This is a genomic window from Photobacterium frigidiphilum (assembly GCF_003025615.1).
GTDB lineage: Bacteria > Pseudomonadota > Gammaproteobacteria > Enterobacterales > Vibrionaceae > Photobacterium > Photobacterium frigidiphilum.
Genome location: NZ_PYMJ01000020.1, coordinates 44,482 through 59,219 on the forward strand (window position 1 = coordinate 44,482; position 14,738 = coordinate 59,219).

The window sequence follows — 14,738 nt, forward strand, 5'->3', positions numbered from 1 at the left end:
GAATGTGGGCTTAGATTGTTACTTTGGTTATTGCTTATGCGTACATTGGTACAAGAACCATGGTGCCAATAATAACGGTAATTAAGCCACAAATAACAGGAACCGACGTACGTTTAACAACTTCGAATGGGCTGATTTTACCCATACCAGATGTTGCAACGATAACACCAGAAACCGGTGAAATAGTACGACCAAGGTTAGAAGCCTGTAGCATCGGGATAATCAAGAATGCAGGGTTTAAACCCATTTTACCAGCTAGTGTTGGCGCTAGTTCTACGAATGCGTAAAAAGGTGCATTACCAGAACCTGTCGCAATAGCGGCAGCAACAGTTAGACCTGTTAGAAGAACCATCAATGCGAAACCACCCGCACCAGCAGCTTCTGCAAGGCCAATTAGATTATCGATAGCACCGATAGACATAAGACCTTGAGCGAATACCCCAGCGGCAACCAATAGCATTACCACGCCTTTGAATGCATCAGCCATACCTGCATAACAAGATTCTAGATCTTCCAGTGTTTCTTTACCTTTGAAACGCTTGGCAACGAAATCAACCATTGCACCTAAGAAGATAGAAGCAACAACAATGGTGTAAATGTCTAATGATAGGCCTTTGATTGTTTCGCCATTAAATAAGAAAACACCCACGATAGGTAAGAAAGGCAAGATTGCGTAATACGCAGGTGCATTCACTTCCATTTCAGAAATGTTGACCTTTTCCATTGGCGTATTTTCTTTTTTATCTAGGTATTTATTCCAGAAGTAAGCCGCGGCAGCCATTACGATGATTGCACAAATTGATACAGGAAGAACTGTTTCAACAGCAAATACGTGTAATGGCATACCCGCTTTTTCAGCCGCAACAACAACGTCACCAGATGTTGGTGAAAGAATGATTGCTGCTGGTGACGCACACACTGCCACTGCGGCAGGGCGGGAAATACCCATTGCCGTCATCATTGGGAATAGTGTTGCCATTAGTAGTACACCAAGGCCAGTCGCTGAGCTAACAGCTAAAGACATTAGACAAGCTACGATATAAGCTGCGACTAAAAGAATATAAGGCGATTTGATGAACGAAAGGGGCTTAGAAAACTGTTTAACCACAACATTGTTTGCGCCAATGTGTGTCATGTAAGAAGCGAAGCCACATAAAAGCATGATTTGCATACCTAAGCCGCCGCCACGGTACTTAAGCATGTATTTCACGAATTCAAGTGAATCTGTCAGTATGTTACCTGTTGATGCAATAGATGATGGTAGTACAGTATGGCCTATAGCACCTGCAGTAATAAGAAGCACTAAACCCGCGGTTAATAATACGCCAGCAGGTTTATAGTTTTTTACAATGAAATAGCCTACTGCGATGGTAACCACCAGGCCAATCAATAGTTCTAACATAGCTTTTCTCTCTAACTAAAATGAAATTTTAAAAATGGATGAATCAAATTTTGGTATGTAAGTTAGCTGTCTTGTGAGTTGTTGATTCAATCCTTTAAATCAATGCTGTGTTAGCAATAAGCACACAGACTTTTAGTGATTAAGCTAAAAGGGAATTTGTCGATGTGCTTGCGCTTTTAGAACCGAGATCGTGTTGAATATTTAATCGTTGTAGCGCCTGTATAATGATGTGTAGACCAGACAGACAAGCCACAATGAAATAACAACATGGAAACGTTCATTTCAATCACAAATAAAAACAAAAAATGTATATTTATAAAAACATTCTCTTACATATTGTTTGTGAGTAATTTACCTAAAAAGGGGGAGAGAGACGACAGTTAACATCATAAGTTATGATCTACAGCAGGGTTTAAATAAGAGTGTTAATTTTGTGCTATAGATATGAAAAGATATGCCTATCTTACTGTAATGAAATGATTAATTGTGGAGAGTGGTTGTTAAGTGTGCGAATGCTCATTAAGCCGTTATAAACTAAGGGAACTGTTATTGATCTATTATGAACAACTGTGACGATATGTAAATTATATGATTTATTTACACTGTTTTTTAACAAAGTCGATAAACGCTCTATCAGCCAGTGATAGATACCCATTTTTTCGCCAAGCCATTGCAATGTTAAGGTAGACAGGTTGTTTAAATGGGATAGGAATAACGCCTTTTTCATGTTCTGTAACAAGCTCAAGCAAAGCTGATATTGCAAAGTTATGTCGAACTATATTCAGAATCATAGGAAGCAAGTTTGTTTCAAAAGAGATTTTTGGAATGAAATGATGGCTTTGGCACACTTCATCAATAAATTCACGATGAAAATATCCCGGCTTAAACATGACCAACTCTTCCTTAAAGAAGTCTTCAAAGCCGATATCTTGTTGGGATGCAAGATGATGGCCTTCACTGACCACTGCAACCATTTGAGATGTGATTAAATGTTCAGTTTCAAGGCGTTCTGGTACATCTTCGTTATGAATAACCCCAAGGTCTAATTCCCCGTCTAACAGCATTTGACGAATTGATTGGGTGCCAGCTTCAATGATGGTGAGTTTTAGGTTGGGATACTGACTTTTAAAGCCCATTAATATTTCAGGGAAAAAGTATGAGCCCAACATACTAGGCACCCCTAACTTTACTTCGCCTTTTTCGAGCCCTTTCAATTCAGCCATTGCAATATTTGCATCGTTAATTTGTTGCAAAATAAGTCGAGCATGTTTGAGTAAAACCTCGCCTTCATGCGTGAGTGATATTTTACGTTCATTTCGATGAAACAAAGGAAATTCTAATTGCTGCTCTAATTTTTTGATGGCAACACTTAATGCTGGCTGTGCGATGTGTAACCGTTTCGCAGCACGGGTGAAGTTCTCTGTTTCTGCAAGTGTGACAAAGTAAGTGAGCAGGCGAGTGTTCATAGCTATAACCTTTGATTATCGAGCTGATAGTTTTTATATATTTTCATTATTATGAGTATATTGCTACTGTTTGGTTAATACCATTATTGATAGGTAGATATGTTATCTATCGTCATATTCTGAGTGCTATTGCCATGATTGAAATAAAAACATCTGCCTACCGGCGTGCGAGTTTTGCGTTAGCATTAGGCTCTTTTATCGTATTTTGTAACTTGTACCTTTTTCAACCTATGTTGCCATTAATGGCTGACAAGTTTAACGCGAGTGCTATTCAGGTTAATTGGTTATTGGCGGCAGGCACACTGACGTTAGCGCTTACTCTTGTGCCATGGGCGGTGGGTTCAGAGATCATTGGGCGTCGTAAAGTGATGATGCTGAGTCTTTTCTTATTACCGTTTGTTGGTATGGCAATGCTGTTAGCTGATTCCCTATTAATGCTAACGTTAGCACGCGGTGCTATGGGTATATCCTTGGCGGGTTTTGCTGCTGTCGCTGTGGCTTATATGGCTGAAGAATTTACCCCAAAAGCATTAATGCTAGCAGTCGGTGGCTATATTAGTGCGAATTCATTAGGGGGGATCACTGGGCGTTTATACGGCGGTTTCGTCACTGAATATTGGGGATGGGAAGTGGCAGTGATTGGTATGGCTATTTTTAGTCTCTTGGGCGCATTAGCGGTTAATCGGCTATTACCGGAACAGCAATATTTTACCCCACAGAAAGGGCAGCTCCATGCGCATAATCGCAGTGTAATTGGTCATTTAAGACAGCGAGAATTATGGTTGACTATGCTCATTGGCGGATTGAACTTTGCGTTGTTTGTTAACCTTTATACAGTAATGGGTTTTCGCCTTGTTGCCCCCCCGTACTCATTGCCCATCAGTTTAGCGTCGATGATTTTTCTCTGTTATCTCAGCGGTACTATTACGGCAAAGCTTAGTGGCCGCTGGAGCCAAGTCAATAGCCCGATAAGCGGTATTGTATTAGGTACAACGGTGAGTGCCGTCGGTATGTGGATTGCGGCTTATAATTCACTGTACGCAATGCTTATTGGTTTATTGTTTATTAGTTCTGGGGCATTTTTCACACACTCACTGGCGTATGCATGGGTCAGTCAAAAAGCGAAAACAGCAAAAGCGACAGCAACTGCATTATACCTTGTTCATTATTATGTTGGTGGCAGCGTCGGTGGCTTCTATTTAATTGCGTGTTGGCAATATGGTGCCTGGCATGGTGTGCTTGCTGGTGGCATGGTGCTGTATGGTTTGATTTATCTGTTATGTTGGCGCTTACATTGTCGTGCTCAATCAAAAGAAGATACAGCCGCAGTGCTAAAAGGTACGCACACTGCGGTGTAGTTGGGTTTAGCTGAGTGGGTAATTAATATTTAAATTGTCCTACAACCTTGTTGAGTTGTTCAGACATTAAAGACACTTCACGATTTGACTGAGATGATTGATTAACTGCGGTGACAGTGTCGATAGCAAGATCGGATATACGGGTAATATTTCGGTCTATCTCGGCTGATACCATCGCTTGCTGTTCTGAGGCTGTGGCAATCTGTAGGTTCTTATCAAAGATATCTGAAATTGAAGACACAATACGGTTCATTGCATCAATAGCTTCTTCGGTTTGATGAACGGTACTGTCTGTTTGTGATTGGCTTTTTTGCATAATGGCAACACTTTGCTCGATACCGGAATGCAATACTTCAATCGTTTGTTCAATCTCTTTGGTTGAGCTGTGGGTTTTTTCTGCTAACTCACGTACTTCATTTGCTACAACAGCGAACCCTCTACCATGCTCACCTGCTCGTGCTGCTTCTATGGCTGCATTCAACGCCAATAGATTCGTTTGTCCGGTAATATCGCGAATGACTGATACTACGCTGTTTATGCTAACGCTTTCTTGCGCTAATTTTTCGATCAATACTTGAGACTGTGAAATATCTGATACGAGCCCTTTAATAGAACTTTCCGCTTGTTGATTGATTTTTAGGCTCTCTTGAGCATCGGCTTTAACTTTTTCTGCGGTGAGTGCTGCATCACTAATGTTGGTAGCTATTTCGTTACTGGTTGCGAGTAATTCGTTGACTGCTGTGGCGACAGAAGATGATTCTGCTTGTTGCTGCTGAGCATTCTCTAAACTGTGGCTGACTGCCGATTCTGATTGCGCTGAAATGGAAGAGAGCTTTGTTGAAATATCGCTGACATTAGAAATGATAGCCTGCAACCTTGATATAAAGAGATCGAATGAGCCGCTAAGTTGCGCTAATTCATCATGACCATGATCATTCATACGAACGGTCAAATCACCATTTCCTTCGGCAATATCACGCATTACTTGATTAACGCTGGCAAGCCGTTTTGATATGTGAAAGCTAATCGTGATGAGCAAGGCTGCCATGATAAGTGTTGTCGCTATACCAATAATCGCGAGTGTTAACTTTTCTTGTTTTTGAATGGTATTAATATCGGCTAATAAATCTGTTTCAATCACGAATAGCTGGCTTTCAACACTATGGACAATGTTTCGCAAATCACCGTAGAGTCCAGTATTCGGTGTAAGACCAATGACGTTATAACCTTCAACAAGTTCATCAAACACTAAGTGATAACGATTCAGACTGCGAATTAATTTATTCTGTTGTTTCGTACTAAGGTCGGTAATTTTTATGGCGGCAATAAGAGAGTCGATATTATTTTGAAACGTCGTGAAATGGTCGGTATTCATTGAAAGCATAAAATCTTTTTCATTCAACCGTAAAGTGAGCAGCATACGGTAGAGGTGATCGTTTCCCGATATTAAGAGTTGTTCTTCCGCAGAATTAGCAAATGTCGTGATATTGCCTCTTAATCCTTCATCGGCGGTTAACCCAATGATTTGGCTCTGGTCGGCGATGACATTAAATTGTATTTCATATCGCTCAAGTTCTGTAAGTAATATGCGTAGATCATCACCATGTTCAGGCTGGTATTGTTCAACAATGGATTGAATACCTTTAATTCTTTGATTTAAATTGGTTATTTCGTTGTTGAAACGATCAATGTACTGTGTATCTAATCGCGTAAGAAAATCTTTTTCATAGCGGCGAAGTGTCAATAAATTTGTACTGCTGCGAGTGATTTCTTGCATGGCAAACTGTAGATTATCTAATTTTCGAAATGATATCGTTTCAAGTGTGCCGTATAGCAGCATGCCTAAGATTAATATGCTTGTTATGAAGTAGAGCTTTGCTTTAATTGTTTTGACTGACAAAAACGAGAATAAGCGGCGAGTTTTTGTGTGTTTTGTTTTATCAATAGCAACAGAATCATGCATACTTATACTCTCAGAGATGTGTGAACGCGATGGGATCTGGCGTTTATATCTATATTGTTCATGACACGCTATAGAGATAAACGCATTAGCTACTACTCATTTCAACTAATCAATTATTTCGAATTTCCCATGCTTATTGTGTTGTTCATGAATATTTGATATCGATTTGATACGTTTATTCATGAACTGTAATATTCAACTATAGGCGTATTTATGAGAAATGCTTATATGAGTGCGAAAATTGGCTAATTAAATGATTATCCCCAAGTTATCTCAAGATGTTCGTTGAGGTAACACTGAATTTTGAGGTAACTTGAGTATATAACGCTGAAGTAGAAGAACTAGGGCACGAAAGCGCCCTAGTTGTACAAAGGGAGGGGGCTACTATTGAATTGCCATCGCAAGCAAAGTGATGGGGTGAATGGTTTCTAACTGCGTATTTTCTTCAATTTGCCACTTACAGGTCTCACAGTCTGTGATTGCAAAATCTGCATTTGATTGACGAATTTGCTTAAATAGACTTTCACCTATTGCTATCGAGGTATCGTAGTTTTCAGTTTTGAAACCATAGGTACCCGCCAGCCCACAACATTGGCTATCTAACACGACAACCTCTAAACCTGGGATCATCTTTAACAGTTCAATGGTGTATAAATTACCGCCAGTACGTTCAAGGTGACACGGTGTGTGATAGACAATTTTCTTGTTAATCGGCTTCATCTTCGGTGTATTACCGTTCATGAATTGTTTGAGTAAAAAACGGGTCACATATTCAATTTTATCGGCCACATTGGCATTATCGACTTTCAATACATGCGGATATTCTTCACGCAATGTAAAAGAACAGGTTGAAGACGTTGAGACAATAGAAGAATCATACTTCTCAATTGCAGCTTCAAAATTACGCACATTTAGCTTGGCATTTTTCTTGGCTTTGTCGAAAAAACCGTTCGCAATTAATGGCACACCACAGCATTTTTCTTTATCCAATAACTGGACACCAATACTCATTGCGTTCATTACTTTTACGAAATCTTTACCCAGTTGTGGGTGATTGTAATTCACAAAGCACCCGTGAAAGTAGTGCACTTGTTGAGGGTACAATGCCTGACTGGTACAGTTCTGCTTATACCAGCGACGGAATGTGCCGTGTGAATATTTCGGTAATGATTTATGGTCATGCACACCAATGGTTTTATGCATGATTTTTTTAACTGGTTTAATGCTGGTGATCGTGTTTACTATCGGTGCGAACGGTGTCGCAATCGATCCCATTAAATCAGTATGACTCAGTACAAAATCACGAATGGTTTTAATGTTTAACGGCATTTTTGCATGTTCGTCACGTGCAACCGCAATCATGTCGCCAATCTTCACGCCTGAAGGACACGCCGTTTCGCAGCGCTTACAGTTAGTACACAGTTTTAAAGTTTCGTCATAAAATTCAGGGCTTTTGATGCGTAAACGTTCGCCATCAGGGCCGCATTGTTTAGGGCCTGGGTATTCAGGGTTTGCTTTGGCAACAGGGCAATAAACGGTACAAACAGTACACTTAATACATTGGTCAAAGCTGGTGTCTTTCTGTAGAAGGCTCATGCGACAGTCCTTTCTTTCTTATTCTGATTTTGGCGTGCGGTATGTTTACTGATCATTTGTTCTGCAACGTTGAACCCGGTGCTGATTGCAACGCCACTTCCACACCCTTCGAACACGGGATCGTAGTGTGCCAATAGTGCGCCTGCGCAGAATAGATTATCAATGGTTTGATTATTAGCAGAAGCCTGTAGTTGATCATTGCATATCACGCCCATCTTCAAAAATGGATGCGCTTTTGATGTGAAAAATTCAGGTTGGTACCACTGGTCTCGATCTGGAATAGCAACAGTATCAAGGTTAAAAATGGGCTCACTAATACTTAAACGTTGTGCGGCCATACCACGGCTAAAGAAACTGCCTGTTGCGATTAAATAGTTATCCGCGACTAATGGCATATCACGATGATTACGAGTAAATATACGTTTTAGCTCACCATCTTCAATATCACCACGTTGAACTTCATCCCCAACAAGAATGATTCCACCCAGCATTTTGAAATGAGACTTCATGGCTTCTTCTAAACGAATACCCAGCAACGAGGGTGGCATGGTAGGCAGTTCACAAATTGTAAAACCTGTTAAGCCTTCAAGCAATTTGATTACTGCAGCACCATCACCGTTGCCAAATACCGCAGGCAATACCACAAGGTCTGCTTTACCAACAGCTTGAATCATTGATTTAGCAAAAGCGTGTAATTTGCGTTCATCACGTAATACACGTGAAATATCAATAGAGCGGAATTCACAAGGATTACGCTGCATCTCTTCAAAGTCAGGTAATTCAACTGCTGCCGTGGTAATTTTTACATCTTTAAATTGCGCTAATTTTGAAAGATTATCAGCCGCTAATTTAGGCTGGAAATCACGGAAGCCATCGATTGTCACCAATGCGATATGATTTAATTCACCAGCCGTGTTGGTCAGTGGAAATTGATGCACAGTTTGCTGCGATAACCACGTTGAACGAAAGGTTCCCATTGGTGTTAAGCGTAGATGGTTCGCTTCATCTTCTTGTGAAGAAAGATAGATACCACGCGCTTTGATCATTTCTTGATACCAGTCTAATGCTTCTTGTACTTTTCTTTTGCCCAGCTTGCAGTAGGGATGCTCTGGACTCTGCTGCTGTAACTCATCGAAAGCAGCCATTGGGTGATAAACGGGCTGTCCATTTGGAAGTCGGCTTAAGAAATCAATAGAGCCTGATGAGAAGTGAAGAGCACTTTGGCCAGCAGCGATCACTGCTGTTTTCATGCCTGCTTCTGCACAACGAATCGCACAACTTAATCCTGCTACACCACCACCTATAATTAAGCTATCGAATTTCATGATGCGACCTCACTCTTGTTCTCATTTGTTTGTGTAGCGGTTGAATTGTCAGTATCTAGATTCGATGTTGGTAACAATGGCAGATCAGAATCTGGTATATCACTGACACCAAATAAACCTTCATAAATCCAATAGGTGAATTCCGCCTCTCGTAATGCATCTCCCCAAAAAACGGGCTTAATGCCTTTCCAGCGTTCTTCTAAGAAATCACTCAGTAAATGGCTAGCTTCTGTACCTGAGCTCTGACCGTATTCTGAAAACAACCCTGCTGCGCGGTAAGAACAAAGCTCACCTTGGCAAGGGCCCATACCTACGCGGGTACGGCGGCGTAAATCGACAAGGTTATGTACATCTAATTCTTTAATGGCGTATTCAACTTCGCCACTGGTTACCATTTCGCATTCGCAAATAACGGCTTGGCTTTTCTTATCATTCTTTAAGAATTTTTCTGCACGTTCGCCATGGCGATAATAAGCAGATTGATAAATAGGCTTAGCAAGGCTTGCGGTATGTTTGACTTTTTTCTGCGCTTGTTCTGAACCAGGTAAAGGCTTGGTGTGTGTGATACAAGGTTGTGTGTTACCCAGCTTTTTGGCGACTAAGTCTGTTGCCCATTCAGCCATCATGCGATAAGTCATTAACTTACCGCCTGTAATCGTTATAAAGCCGTCCATGCCATCGCGTTCAGCATGATCTAACAGCACAATGCCACGGCTAATGTTTCGGCCACTGGTATCGCCATCAACAGCAACAAGAGGGCGAACGCCAGCATACGCACGTAATACGCGAGTATTTGCCATAATAGGTGCGAGCTTTGCCCCTTCTTCTAGCAGAACATCGATTTCGCGGCTGGTAACATGTAAGTCATCGATCTTGTCGTAATCAATGCGTTCAGATGTTGTTCCTATCAGTGAAATGGTATCGCCCGGTACTAAAATGTCGGCATCAGAGGGTTTACGGCAACGGTTAATCACTAAATTATTGATACGGTAATCAAGGATCAGTAGCGATCCTTTTGCAGGGAACATTTTGATATTCAAATCACCGTATTCGCAGATTTGTTGTCCCCATATTCCTGCTGCATTGATTACTTGCTTTGAGCGAATATCGAAATGTTCACCAGTTTTCATGTTCAAGCAGCGCACACCACGTACAGCATGCCCTTCACGAATAAGCCCGGTGACATGTGTGTGATTAAATAAGCGTGCACCATGCTCAACAGCATCTAATACATTAGAAGATGCGAGACGAAATGGGTCGATAGTACCGTCGGGTACTTTTACCGCACCAATTAAATTTGGGTTACAGTTTGGCTCTAAGCGAAGGGCTTCTTCAGGGCTTAATTGCTCGACATCAATGTCTGCACGGCCACATGCTGTAAGGAACGACTTTTGAAAATCAAGGTCATCATCGGGTAGGGAGATGAATAAACCTTGAGTATCTTCAACACAATGACGAGCGATATTTTTAAGTATACGGTTTTCTTGAATGCACTCACGTGCAGATTCTTCATCTGTTACTGCATAACGCGCACCTGAGTGCAGTAATCCATGATTACGACCCGTCGTGCCCGATGCTAGATCATCTCTTTCGACCAAGATACATTTGATGCCTCGCAGTGCACAGTCACGCATTATGCCTGTACCGGTTGCACCACCACCAATAATAACAACGTCTGTTTCTAACCAACTAGTCATGTTCGTTTTCGCTTATAGTTTTTAACCAGCTCATACAGAATCTGTTTGATTCCCTATCATATAGGCATAAATATGCCACTTTATGTAAGGTTATTAATTGATCTGAACCACACTAATGAGTGATCGAGCTTTCGTTCGCGCATTTATGTGTGGTTATGCGTATTTTTGAGCGATAAAAACAAAAAAAGGACCATTAGGTCCTTAGTTTTTAATACATGATGAGGCTTAACATATTAATTTATCGATATCTTTTCTGCTATTTTCAGACGCTCATCATTTTCATATTGAAGATCAATAGGATAGAAGTGGCTGCAATCTCGTCCGAAGTTTTTACATTTATAAAGCGCAAGATCTGCCCGTTCGAGCATTGAAGCTAAAGTATCGTTTTCAGAATAAGTTGAAATGCCAATACACGTAGTAATGCTAAGTGATTGATTTTCAATGTCGATAGGTAGTTTTAGCTCACGAATAGCCGTTAGCATTCGATTTGAAATTTTTATTGCTGTATCAGAGGGGCAATCGGGTAAGAATAAAATAAATTCTTCACCACCGTAACGGCCAAACAAATCCGTTTTACGAATTTTACCTTGCACGAAAGCGGTAAAGCCCGTTAGCACTTTGTCACCAACGCTATGCCCCCAAGTATCGTTAATACGCTTGAATTTATCAATATCAAAAAGTAATACAGAAAAAGGCTTATTATTTTGACTGCACTCTATCATTGATTTTTTTCCGAGCCGTAAGAGCATCCGTCGATTATAAATACCGGTTAATGGGTCCAAAATAGCTTGGCGGTACAACCTCATCAGCATATGTAACTTTGATACTTGCGACCAAACTACCATTAACGCTAAAACACTTTGTAGCCAATAGATCGCTAAATACTCAGGTTTAAATAAATGACCTGTATAATAATTTACTAAGATTTGAATAATGGCCGTAATAGAAAGCAAAGATAGGCTTTCTTTAAACGTGACAGGAAAAATGGTGAGTACAGCAACGTGAATAATAGGCAGTAGAGTATAGACATACCCGTACTTCAGGTTGCTATCGGGAAAATCCAATACCGCTAAACAATAGAGATAAAAAATATTCAAGGAAAGAGTGAGTAATGCAATACAGAGTTGTATTTGCCTTAACGAATTATATTGATGCTTTTTTAGGGCAAGAAAGAAAAAGAAGCTACCCAGAAGTAATCGAGCAAACGTGATTTTTATACTTTGATCTGATGTTAAAAAGAGAATATCAAAGGGAATCCATAGAATAAGCAGTATGCCCAGCACGGTTGAAAGTATAATTATACGACTGCGAAGGTAATCACTTCGTGTGTTTTTAAAGCTTAAAGAGTGTAATCGAGAACTCCATAGATCATAGAAATGTGGCATCTTAAATATAATGTTTTTGACTGCATTTTCTCGCATTAACCATACTCATTAGTTATTAGTCACTGAATTCAAAGCATTGAAGAAGAGAGGCGGACTAACTGAGGTATCAATAGAGTTGTCATTATTCAATTAATACGCATATGAAACAGTGATCTTAGTTCAGGAAATTTGATTAAAGGATAAAAATATTGATGCATTCACATACGGATACAAGTTGGTATAATCAACCTCCATTTTTCTGAGACAGAATGATCATGTTCACTGGCTACTTAATGTTTCTTATCCCTGCTTTACTAGGGGCACAATGTATTCTGACACTGGTGTTGACTAAAGGTGAGATTTGCTCTGGTCAGCGTGGGCGAGTGCATAAAACACTTCCGATCATTCTTGCTGGCTGGCTTTTATGTGTAGTGACTCAACCGTTAGCAGTATTGCCGTTGCTCACTTTGGCTTTTTTCACGTTTAAAGTGAAAACAGGTAAAACGCGTGATGCGGGTCCTATTAAGATTCTGATGGCCTCGAATATGTTGGCTGCAATTAGCTGGTTAATGTTGATACCCACGATGACATTGCCTCAAGTGGGCATGAGCTTTATGGCAATAGCGTTGTTTGGCAGCCTATTAGCGCACTTATTACTGACTCAAGCGAGAACTCGCCTTCAAGCGTTCCACCGTATTTTACCCTTTGTGGGTTTTGGCAGTGCAATTGCCTCGATTCTGTTCATGCTTTGGCAAGTCGGACGTATTGATGAAGCGACAGTAAGTACATTAACAACAAGCATAGTGGGCGCTTTAGTACTTATGTTGGTTGCGTTGTTAGTGTGGGCTGGTCATCTTTTATTGAGTCGCACTGTTAATCGTTGGCAGTTGCTGGGTGCATCGGCATTATTGGTGTTATCTGGCTCGATGCAATTGACTATCTTTTGATGAGCAGATACTTGCTGGTTAAATCGATAATAACTGCGTTAGAAATTTTATAAGTAGAACCACTAGTTATTTCAATTTCTGTCTTGTTCTTATCGATTTTCCCTACGCAAACTTATGATTATTTACTTATCCAGATTGGTATAGAGCTAAAAGCGCCTCTTTTTATAAAGGCGCTTTTTTTATATCAGTCTGCAGTGCGGGGTCTATTATTGTAAAAGGAGAACAATAAAAGTATCTGAGTTTGGAGGCGGTATGGAAATCAATAACCTACTAAGAATGGATGGAAATATTGTTTTTAGTATTATTAATGAACGGCTTAGATTAGAGTGTGACAGTGTTTCTGAGCTGGTAAGTCGTTATGAATTAGATGAAGCCGAACTTATCGAAAAAATGGATGAATATGGTTTTCAGTATGATCCGCTTTCTAATCAATTTCGATAATCAGGCTGCTTAGCAAGGTATGCTATTTACTTATCCAGAATGGTAGTACCACAAAAAACGACCATTATTAGGTCGTTTTTTTATATGAGGAAGCCAGTTATTGGGGTATCTTTAAGCGGCTTTAATGCCATCTAAGTGTGTTTGGCATTGCTGCCTAGCTGTGGCAAAAAAAGCTTTTAGATAATGGCGATCATGCTCGGAAGCGCGAACCGCTGCAAATAAACGCCGCCATAGCCCTTTTCCTAATGGTTTACTGACAATTAACCCTTGGCGAGCAAAGTCATGAATAGCCCAATTAGGCAACGCCGCCACCCCTAAACCGGCAGAGACCATTTGCACCAGCATTAATGTGTTATCGGCTTGCTTCCAAGCTTTGGGTTCAATGCCCGCGGGCTGTAGAAAGTGCTTCACCACATCTAATCGATTCTTTTGTACCGGATAACTCAACATTGTATGTTCGAGTAAGTCTTCAGGTTCAATCACTGCTTTATCTGCCAGTGGCGATTGGGGCGATACGACTAAACGCATCTCAAAATCAAATAAAGGCTCGTAATGTATTTCGTTGCGTTGCTGAATATCAGATGTGATAACTAAATCTAACTCACCAGCAGCGAGCGCAGGTATAGGTTCAAAGCCAAAACCAGAAGAAAAATCCAACGTCACAGAAGGCCAATGTATTTGATATTCCTTCAATGCCGGCATTAACCACTGAAAGCAAGAATGGCATTCAATCGCCATGTGCAAACGCCCATTTATATCTTCTTTAAGGCTGGCTAATTCATGCTCTGCTTTTGCCAAGCGCGGTAATATATCATTGGCGAGCCGAAGTAATATTTCACCTTCAGATGTGAATTTAACAGGGCGCGTTTTACGAAGAAAAAGCTGACCACCGATCCGCTGTTCTAAATCTTTTAATTGGTGTGACAATGCAGATTGTGTAAGGCACAAGGTATTTGCAGTCGCTGTTAGCGAACCGGTATCGCGAAGAACGGATAGGGTTCTTAGATGCTTAATTTCTATCATGAAGTTTACTAACGTCCCTGTGTATTACATGAATATATTTAATGTACCTGTTAAATATGGATGTGTAAACATCTAGACGTCTATTCAGGTGTTGGGTTCATTTGTAACAACGCTTAAAAACACCTAATATTCCGCTAACGTATTGATTATTAGTTT

11 protein-coding genes are annotated in these 14,738 nt (G+C 40.5%); 3 read left to right on the plus strand and 8 right to left on the minus strand.

What is annotated here, in order from left to right:
• Positions 1-34: 34 nt before the first annotated feature.
• Positions 35-1,402 carry an anaerobic C4-dicarboxylate transporter DcuC gene (dcuC, locus tag C9J12_RS17950; RefSeq protein WP_107243955.1) on the minus strand — a complete coding sequence of 456 codons (1,368 nt, stop codon included), beginning with the start codon at positions 1,400-1,402 and terminating at the stop codon, positions 35-37.
• A 593-nt stretch (positions 1,403-1,995) separates the two neighbouring features.
• Complete coding sequence (locus tag C9J12_RS17955; protein ID WP_107243956.1) at positions 1,996-2,868, minus strand: LysR family transcriptional regulator; 873 nt, start codon at positions 2,866-2,868, stop codon at positions 1,996-1,998.
• Positions 2,869-3,002: 134 nt separating this feature from the next.
• Here C9J12_RS17955 and C9J12_RS17960 point away from each other — a divergent pair, with 134 nt between their 5' ends.
• Positions 3,003-4,226 carry an MFS transporter gene (locus tag C9J12_RS17960; protein WP_107243957.1) on the plus strand — a complete coding sequence of 408 codons (1,224 nt, stop codon included), beginning with the start codon at positions 3,003-3,005 and terminating at the stop codon, positions 4,224-4,226.
• Positions 4,227-4,248: 22 nt separating this feature from the next.
• On the opposite strand, the gene C9J12_RS17965 is transcribed toward C9J12_RS17960, so the two are convergent.
• The 5 genes from C9J12_RS17965 to C9J12_RS17985 all read right to left on the minus strand — a co-directional run bounded on the left by C9J12_RS17965 (position 4,249) and on the right by C9J12_RS17985 (position 12,228).
• The gene (locus C9J12_RS17965; RefSeq protein ID WP_107243958.1) at positions 4,249-6,189 is read right to left on the minus strand and encodes a methyl-accepting chemotaxis protein; all 1,941 of its coding nucleotides are present in this window, start codon (positions 6,187-6,189) and stop codon (positions 4,249-4,251) included.
• 384 nt (positions 6,190-6,573) lie between these two features.
• Positions 6,574-7,785 carry an anaerobic glycerol-3-phosphate dehydrogenase subunit GlpC gene (gene glpC, locus C9J12_RS17970; protein ID WP_107243959.1) on the minus strand — a complete coding sequence of 404 codons (1,212 nt, stop codon included), beginning with the start codon at positions 7,783-7,785 and terminating at the stop codon, positions 6,574-6,576.
• Positions 7,782-9,110 carry a glycerol-3-phosphate dehydrogenase subunit GlpB gene (gene glpB / locus C9J12_RS17975; protein ID WP_107243960.1) on the minus strand — a complete coding sequence of 443 codons (1,329 nt, stop codon included), beginning with the start codon at positions 9,108-9,110 and terminating at the stop codon, positions 7,782-7,784. Before glpB ends, glpC begins: the two co-directional genes overlap by 4 nt.
• Complete coding sequence (gene glpA / locus C9J12_RS17980) at positions 9,107-10,807, minus strand: anaerobic glycerol-3-phosphate dehydrogenase subunit A (RefSeq protein ID WP_107243961.1); 1,701 nt, start codon at positions 10,805-10,807, stop codon at positions 9,107-9,109. Before glpA ends, glpB begins: the two co-directional genes overlap by 4 nt.
• A 233-nt stretch (positions 10,808-11,040) precedes the next feature.
• Positions 11,041-12,228 (minus strand): GGDEF domain-containing protein, encoded by a 1,188-nt coding sequence (locus tag C9J12_RS17985; RefSeq protein ID WP_107243962.1) that lies wholly within the window; start codon positions 12,226-12,228, stop codon positions 11,041-11,043.
• A gap of 212 nt (positions 12,229-12,440) precedes the next feature.
• Between C9J12_RS17985 and C9J12_RS17990 the strand changes: the two genes are divergently transcribed.
• Both C9J12_RS17990 and C9J12_RS17995 read left to right on the plus strand, forming a co-directional pair.
• Positions 12,441-13,118 carry a hypothetical protein gene (locus C9J12_RS17990; protein ID WP_227876396.1) on the plus strand — a complete coding sequence of 226 codons (678 nt, stop codon included), beginning with the start codon at positions 12,441-12,443 and terminating at the stop codon, positions 13,116-13,118.
• 252 nt (positions 13,119-13,370) lie between these two features.
• Positions 13,371-13,559, plus strand: a complete 189-nt coding sequence (locus C9J12_RS17995) for a DUF4250 domain-containing protein (RefSeq protein ID WP_107243963.1) — start codon at positions 13,371-13,373, stop codon at positions 13,557-13,559.
• 111 nt (positions 13,560-13,670) lie between these two features.
• Here the strand turns inward: C9J12_RS17995 and metR are convergent, their stop codons facing one another.
• Entirely contained in the window at positions 13,671-14,582 is a 912-nt protein-coding gene (gene metR / locus C9J12_RS18000; protein WP_107243964.1) for an HTH-type transcriptional regulator MetR, read from the minus strand.
• Positions 14,583-14,738: the final 156 nt, after the last annotated feature.